Consider the following 6,314-nt stretch of genomic DNA (forward strand, 5'->3'; position numbering starts at 1 on the left):
CCGAAAACAGATCAAAAAACCAACGGCCAGCTATCTATGTGCCAGGTTGGCGAGCATTGTTCCGACTCCGCTGGGGCAAAATGATTCCCCAATCGGATCCGTCCAAGTCTCTACCTAAGTCAAAATGGATCAACGAACGCTGATCCCCATAGCGCGCGATTATCTAGTAGCCCGCGTGACAACGCATCAGGGGCAACAAAGTATTTATCGCGAAAATTCCCTGTTTTCAGTCGAAAAGCCCTTGAAATGATGTTTCAAGGGCTTTCATGTCTGTAACAGAAACGTGACCGGGCCATCGTTGACCAGGTGCACCTGCATATCCGCGCCGAATCTACCTGATGCCACAGTGCCATGCACCTGTTTCGCTTTGCCCAATAGATAGTCGAACAGCTCCTCGCCCAGGGCCGGAGGGGCCGCGGTCGAGAAACTCGGGCGCAACCCGCTTCGGGTGTCGGCGGCGAGGGTGAACTGAGAGACCAGCAGCAGCCCGCCGCCCACATCCGCCAAGGACAGGTTCATCTTGCCCTCGGCGTCACTGAATACCCGATAGTTAAGCAGCTTATGCAGAAGTTTGTCGGCGCTGGCCCGCGTGTCGTCGGGTTCGACCGCCACCAGCACCAGCAGCCCCTGGTCGATCGAGCCGACCGTCTCCCCCGCCACGTCGACCCGCGCGCCCTTCACGCGCTGCAGCAGCCCCTTCATGCTTCTTCGGGCGGCAGATCGAGCAGGCGGCGCGCCATCTTGCTCGCGGCACGCACCAGCGCATCGGTGATGCCCGGTTCCGACGCGGCGTGGCCGGCGTCGCGGATCACCTGCAGTTCGCTGTTCGGCCAGGCCTGGTGCAGTTCCCAGGCGTTGTCCAGCGGGCAGATCACGTCGTAGCGGCCATGGATGATCACGCCCGGCAGGTGGGCGATCTTGCCCATGTCGCGAATCAGCTGGTTCGGTTCGAGGAAGGCGTTGTTGGTGAAGTAGTGGCATTCGATCCGGGCGATGGACAGCGCGCGCTGCGGCTCGGAGAAGCGGTCGACCACCAGCGGGTTCGGCCGCAGGGTCGCGGTGCGCCCTTCCCAGATCGACCAGGCCTTGGCGGCGTGCATCTGGGCGATCTGGTCGTTGCCGGTCAGGCGCTTGTGGAAGGCGCCGAGCAGGTCGTCGCGCTCCTCCGGCGGGATCGGCGCGATGTAGTCCTGCCAGTAGTCGGGGAACAGGCGGCTGGCGCCGGCCTGGTAGAACCACTCGATCTCCTGCGGACGGCAGAGGAAGATCCCGCGCAGGATCAGCCCGTGCACCCGCTCCGGATGGGTCTGGGCGTAGGCCAGCGCCAGGGTCGAGCCCCAGGAGCCGCCGAACAGCACCCACTTGTCGATGCCCAGGTGCTTGCGGATGCGCTCCAGGTCCTCGACCAGATCCCAGGTGGTGTTGTTCTCCAGGCTGGCGTGAGGGGTGGAGCGTCCGCAGCCGCGCTGGTCGAAGGTGACGATGCGGTACAGGTTCGGGTCGAAGTAGCGGCGGCTCTGGGCGTCGCAACCGGCGCCGGGGCCGCCGTGGATGAACACCACCGGCAGGCCTTCGGGCGAGCCGCTTTCATCGACGTACAGCGTGTGGGTTCCATCGACGGCCAGATCGTGCCGGGCATGGGGTTTGATCTGCGGAAACAAAGTCTGCATTGCGCGCTCCGTAAGGGGTCGAGGTCATCCCTGGGGGGACTTCTATTATTCTGCCGTCCGGCATCATAAACCCGATTCACGTCAATGAGCATGCCCGCTCGCAGTCACAATTTGTCAGCCATGAACCTCAGCAGGCTGTCGTACAGACGGTCCACCTCGGGCACCCGCCCACGGCCGCGCAGGCAACCGTGCACCAGCCCTTCGCCATAGTAGAGGTCGGCCTCGCCGCCGTCAGCGGCCAGCCGCTCGGCGTAGCGCACGCCATCGTCGCGCAGCGGATCGAACTCGGCCACGGCGATCCAGGCCGGCGGCAAGCGGCCGAGGTCCTGCGCCAGCAGCGGCATGGCGTAAGCGTCGGGTTGACGGCTGCCGCGCAGGTACAGCGTGTGGTAGCAATCGACGTCGCTGGCTGTGAGCAGCGGCGCATCGGCGCATTCGCTGCGCGACGGCAACCGGTCATCGCCGCCGAGCCCCGGATAGATCAGCACCTGGGCCACCGGCAGCGGCTCGCCGGCATCGCGCAGGGCCAGGCACAACGCGGCGGCGAGGTTGCCGCCGGCGCTGTCGCCGGCCACCAGCAGGCGCTGCGGATCCAGTGCCAGCCCGGCACCGCGCAAGCCGCGCCAGACGCTCAGGCAATCGTCGAACCCGGCGGGGAACGGATGCTCCGGCGCCAACCGGTAGTCCACCGCCACCACCCTCGCTTCCAGCTGCATCGCCAGTTCGAAGCAGATGAAGTCGTGGGAATCCAGGCCGCCGACCACCCACCCGCCGCCGTGCAGGTACAGCACGCACGGCCAGCCCTCAGCCGGCGGCGCGCGGGGCGGCAGGTAGGACCTGACCGGCACGCCGTTCAGCGTAAAGTCCTCCACCGCCAGCCCTTGCGGACGGGCCGGGGTGAACGCCCGGCACATGCTGTCGTAGGCCTTGCGCAGTCCGGTCAGGCTGGAGTCCTCTGCGGTATGGCTCAGGGTTTCGGCGACGAATGCGGCCATTTCGGCGGAAAGCGGATAGGGAACCATGTCATTTCGATCCGATGGCGTCAGTTGGGAGTGGCGAGGCAGCTTGCTCCCTCGCCACAAGGCAGTGTCACTGCTTCAGGCTGGCCTGCACCGTGGCCACGCCGTCCTTGCCGTCGAAGCTGCTGACCCCCGCCAGCCAGCGCTGCAAGTCCTCGGGATGTTCGCGCAGCCACTTCTTCGCCACTTCCTGGGGTGTCTTGCGCTCCATGATCGGCACCATCAACTGGCTTTCCTGAGCGGCGGTGAAGGTCAGGTTCTCCAGCAGCCGGTAGACGTTGGGGCACCGCTCGGCGTAGTCCGGGGCCGTCACGCTCGACACGGTCGCGGCGCCTTCGTTGGGGCCGTAGACGTCTTCGCTGCCGGTCAGGTAGGTGATCTTCATGTTGATGTTCATCGGGTGCGGGGTCCAGCCGACGAACACCACGAATTCCTTGCGGTTCACCGCCCGCTGCACGGCGGCGAGCATGCCGGCCTCGCCGGACTCGACGATCTTGAAGTCCTTCAGGCCGAAGCGGTCGGTGTCGATCATGGTCTTGATCGTGGTGTTGGCGCCGCTGCCGGGTTCGATGCCGTAGATCTTGCCGCCCAGCCGGTCCTTGAATTTCGCGATGTCGGCGAAGGTTCTAAGGCCCGCCTCGGCGACGTAGTCCGGCACCGCCAGGGTGGCCTGGGCATCGGCCAGGCTCGGCTTGTCCATGACCTTGACCTGCTTGGCCGCCAGGAACGGCGCGATGTTGTTGTCCATCGCCGGTTTCCAGTACCCCAGGAAGATGTCGAGGCGTTTGTCGCGGATACCCGCGAAGATGATCTGCTGCACGGCGCTGGTCTGCTTGCTTTCGTAGCCCAGGCCGTTGAGCAGCACGTCGGCCATGCCGCTGGTGGCGATCACGTCGGTCCAGTTGACCACGCCCATGCGCACGGTTTTGCAGGAGGGGTCGTCATTGGCCAGGACAGGGGCGCTGAGCAGGGCACTGCTCGCGAGGATTAACGCACAACGAGTGAACAGTCTTTTCATGGGGTCGTCTCGTGCGGCAGCGGTTTTATTGTCGGATCGGTGTCTTCATGCACCGTGGCCGAAACATTACGCAGCAGACGGGACGCAAAAGCGACCTGTGGCGACCGGGATTTGCACTGGGGCGACTGTCTTGCGGTGCCTGGGCGGACGCCATCGCCAGCAGGCTGGCTTCCACAGGGCTCCCGCCGAACACTGTAGGCGCGAGCCTGCTCGCGAAAGCGGTGTGTCATTCAACCAGGATGTCGTCTGACACGACGCCTTCGCGAGCAGGCCCGCTCCCACAAGGATTTGGATCAGCCGTTACGCTGCGTAACGGCCCTGCGCCCAGCCCAGCAGGCCTTGCAGCAGTTCCTTGAGCACCCCTCGCGTCGGCTGCGCCAGGTCGGCGCGGTAGCGGAACGGTTCGAACTCTTCCATGTAGGTGCACTGGCCCAGCTCCAGCTGCACGGCGTGGATGTGCTCGTCCGGGTTGCCGTAGTGACGGGTGATGTGACCGCCCTTGAAGCGACCGTTGAGCACATGGCTGTAGTCGCCGTGGCGGGCGCAGATGGCTTCCAGCTGCGTGGCCAGCTGCGGATCGCAGCTGGCGCCGTTGAAGGTGCCGAGGTTGAAGTCCGGCAACTTGCCGTCGAACAGGTGCGGGATCACCGAGCGGATCGAGTGTGCGTCGAACAGCAGCGCGTAGCCGAACTCGGCCTTCAGCCGCGCCAGCTCTTGCTGCAGGGTGCGGTGGTACGGCGTCCAGATCTGTTGCAGATAGGTCGCACGCTCCGCTTTCGAAGGCTCCAGCCCTTCCTGGAACAACGGGATGCCGTCGAACAGGGTGGCCGGGTACAGACCGGTGGTCGCCCCCGCATACAGCGGCTTGTCGTCGGACGGCCGGTTGAGGTCGATGACGAACCGCGAATACTCGGCAGCCAACGTGCTGGCGCCCAGCTCTTGGGCGAAGTCGTACAGCTGCGGGATGTGCCAGTCGGTGTCCGGCAGGCTTTTCGCCGCCGGGATCAGCCCGGCATCGACCGCCGGCGTCAGGCGCACGCCGGCATGGGGCATGCTGATCAGCAGCGGCACGCGGCCTTGTTTGAAGTTCAGAACCTTATCCACAACCGCTCTCCTACAGGCTTGATTCGACGCCGTGACGCACGACGCGTTTGTCCAGTTCGCCGCCCAGCCAGTAGGCCAGGTCCGCCGGCCGGTCGATCTGCCAGGCGACGAAGTCCGCGACCTTGCCGACCTCCAGCGAGCCGTGGGTGGCGGCCATGCCCAGTGCCTGGGCCGCATGGATCGTCGCACCGGCCAGGGCCTCTTCCGGGGTCATGCGGAAACAGGTGCAGGCCATGTTCAGCATCAGGCGCAGCGACAGCGCCGGCGAGGTGCCGGGGTTGAGGTCGCTGGCGACGGCGATCTTCACCTTGTGCTTGCGCAGGGCCTCCATCGGCGGCAACTGGGTTTCGCGCAGGAAGTAGAACGCTCCCGGCAGCAATACCGCGACCGTGTCGGCTTCGGCCATGGCGATGGCGTCCTCTTCGGTCATGAATTCCAGGTGATCGGCGGACAGGGCGCGGTAGCGCGCCGCCAGGCTGGAGCCGTGCAGCGACGACAGCTGTTCGGCGTGCAGCTTCACCGGCAGGCCGAGTTTTTGCGCGACGACGAAGACCCGTTCGACTTGCTCCGGCGAGAAGGCCAGGTATTCGCAGAACGCGTCCACGGCGTCCACCAGCCCTTCGGCGGCCAGCGCCGGCAGCATCTCGGCGCAGATGTGATCGATGTAGGCGTCGGCACGGTCGGCGTATTCCGGCGGCAACGCATGGGCGGCCAGGCAGGTGCTGCGCACGCTGACCGGCAGCTCGTCGGCCAGGCGCCGGATGACCCGCAGGATCTTGCGCTCGCTGGCCAGGTCCAGGCCGTAGCCGGACTTCATTTCGACCGTGGTCACGCCGTCGCGCATCAGGCTGCGCAGACGCTTGGCGGCGCTGGCGAACAGTTCGTCCTCGGACGCCTCGCGAGTGGCGCGCACGGTGCTGGCGATGCCGCCGCCCTGGGCGGCGATCTCGGCGTAGCTGACGCCTTGCAGGCGCTTCTCGAACTCGCCGCTGCGGTTGCCGCCGAACACGGTGTGGGTGTGGCAGTCGATCAGGCCGGGGGTGACCCACTCGCCCTGCAAGTCGTTGACCGCCGGGTATTCGCCCGCCGGCAATTGATGGCGCGGGCCGATCCACTCGATGAGCGCACCGGACGTCACAATGGCCGCGTCCTCGATGATCGAGTAGGCGCCCTGCGCCATGGTCGCGACGTGGCAGTGTTGCCAGAGGGTTTTCATCCCAAGTCCTCGTCTTGTTCAAAATCGTTTCGCTGGCAAGCCAGCTCCCACAGGGGACTGCGCAGAACCTGTGGGAGCTGGCTTGCCAGCGATGAGGCCCTTACAGGCTCGGCAGCAGCTTCGCCGGCACCAACGCGCTCAGGCACCGCGACGCCAGCAGCCCGGTCGCCGCATCGATGTCCGGCGCGAAGAAACGGTCCTTCTCGTAGAACGGCACCTCGGCGCGCAGGGCCGCGCGGGCCTGCTCCAGCGCCGGCGAGCTCTTCAGGCCGTCGCGCAGATCCAAC

At 65.8% G+C, this 6,314-nt stretch carries 6 protein-coding genes and 1 pseudogene; all 7 read right to left on the reverse strand.

What is annotated here, in order from left to right; genetic code table 11:
• Positions 1–264: 264 nt before the first annotated feature.
• A complete protein-coding gene (gene dtd, locus CAG31_RS22925) occupies positions 265–702 on the reverse strand; it encodes a D-aminoacyl-tRNA deacylase (RefSeq protein WP_085585489.1) in 438 nt (145 codons plus the stop codon).
• Positions 699–1,670: a prolyl aminopeptidase gene (gene pip, locus CAG31_RS22930; RefSeq protein WP_085585491.1), complete on the reverse strand. Its 972-nt coding sequence runs from the start codon at positions 1,668–1,670 to the stop codon at positions 699–701. Before pip ends, dtd begins: the two co-directional genes overlap by 4 nt.
• 104 nt (positions 1,671–1,774) lie before the next feature.
• Positions 1,775–2,692, reverse strand: coding sequence for an alpha/beta hydrolase (locus tag CAG31_RS22935; RefSeq protein WP_085585493.1), 918 nt, complete (start codon positions 2,690–2,692; stop codon positions 1,775–1,777).
• 67 nt (positions 2,693–2,759) lie between these two features.
• Positions 2,760–3,707, reverse strand: coding sequence for a choline ABC transporter substrate-binding protein (locus tag CAG31_RS22940; RefSeq protein ID WP_085585495.1), 948 nt, complete (start codon positions 3,705–3,707; stop codon positions 2,760–2,762).
• A gap of 300 nt (positions 3,708–4,007) precedes the next feature.
• Positions 4,008–4,811 carry an N-formylglutamate deformylase gene (gene hutG / locus CAG31_RS22945; RefSeq protein WP_085585497.1) on the reverse strand — a complete coding sequence of 268 codons (804 nt, stop codon included), beginning with the start codon at positions 4,809–4,811 and terminating at the stop codon, positions 4,008–4,010.
• Between the two features lie 10 nt (positions 4,812–4,821).
• Complete coding sequence (gene hutI, locus CAG31_RS22950) at positions 4,822–6,027, reverse strand: imidazolonepropionase (RefSeq protein ID WP_085585499.1); 1,206 nt, start codon at positions 6,025–6,027, stop codon at positions 4,822–4,824.
• Between the two features lie 100 nt (positions 6,028–6,127).
• Positions 6,128–6,314: pseudogene (locus CAG31_RS22955) on the reverse strand (histidine ammonia-lyase); the annotation flags it as partial.

It is taken from the genome of Pseudomonas sp. R25(2017) (assembly GCF_002112565.1).
Lineage (GTDB): Bacteria > Pseudomonadota > Gammaproteobacteria > Pseudomonadales > Pseudomonadaceae > Aquipseudomonas > Aquipseudomonas ekonensis.